Genomic DNA, 949 nt, shown 5'->3' on the forward strand with positions numbered 1-949 from the left:
ATCGGTGTTTCCGCCGGGCTTTTAGGCCGGTGGGTCAAACTCGAGCGTGAACGCCGAGGAGCCTCGGATGGGATGAGTGAGGCTGATCTTCGTGCTGAGAATGCTCGTCTGCGCCGAGAGCTGGCTGAAGCAAAGATGGATAACGAGTTTTTGTCAAAAGCGACAGCCTTCTTCGCCGCGAAGCAACGCGAGCAGAAAAGTTCGAACTAATGCAGCAGGAGAAGGCAAACTACAGCATCAAGCGCATGGCACGACTATTAAAAGTATCTCGGTCTGGATACTACAAATGGGCCCATGTGCAGCAGAAACGACTATCCGGAAAGGATGATCGGGCAGCATTTTACGATGATGTTGACCGTAAGATTCATCAGATTTGGAAAGACTCCGATGAGGTTTATGGTGCTCCGCGGATCACCGCAGAGCTTGCCGAGCGCTACCACATTTCGCTTAACCGTAAGACTGTGGCGAAGCGGATGCGCATGATGGGCATTGAAGGGATTTCACCGCGTGCCTTTGTCCCGGTGACTACAATCCAAGCCAAGCGTAAGTCGAGTCTTCCTGACCTGGTCAAGCGCATGTTTGATACTGGTGAGCTCAACCGAGTGTGGATGTCAGATATTACCTACTTGCGCACCGGTGAAGGCTGGTTGTACTTGTGCGCGGTCCGCGACGGTCATTCCCGCAGAGTGCTGGGCTGGGCTATGGATAGCGTGCAAGACACACACCTGGTCGAACGGGCCCTGCGGATGGCGCATACACTGCGCGGTGATGTTCCTGATGGGCTGGTGTTTCACGCTGACCGCGGAACGCAATTTACCAGTGAGAAGCTCTGGGAGGTCTGCAGCAGACTGGGCATTGCCCAGTCTGTGGGGCGTACTGGTGTGTGCTTCGATAACGCGATGGCTGAGTCGTTCTGGTCGACGCTAAAGACTGAATTCTACGACCGTAA

The 949-nt window shown here is 54.4% G+C and carries 1 pseudogene; it reads left to right on the top strand.

The features are described 5' to 3' along the window. Positions 1-105 precede the first annotated feature (105 nt). A pseudogene (locus QP363_RS12615) lies at positions 106-949 on the top strand (IS3 family transposase); the annotation flags it as partial.

This window comes from Corynebacterium sp. UMB6689, from assembly GCF_030215295.1.
GTDB classification, from domain to species: domain Bacteria; phylum Actinomycetota; class Actinomycetes; order Mycobacteriales; family Mycobacteriaceae; genus Corynebacterium; species Corynebacterium aurimucosum.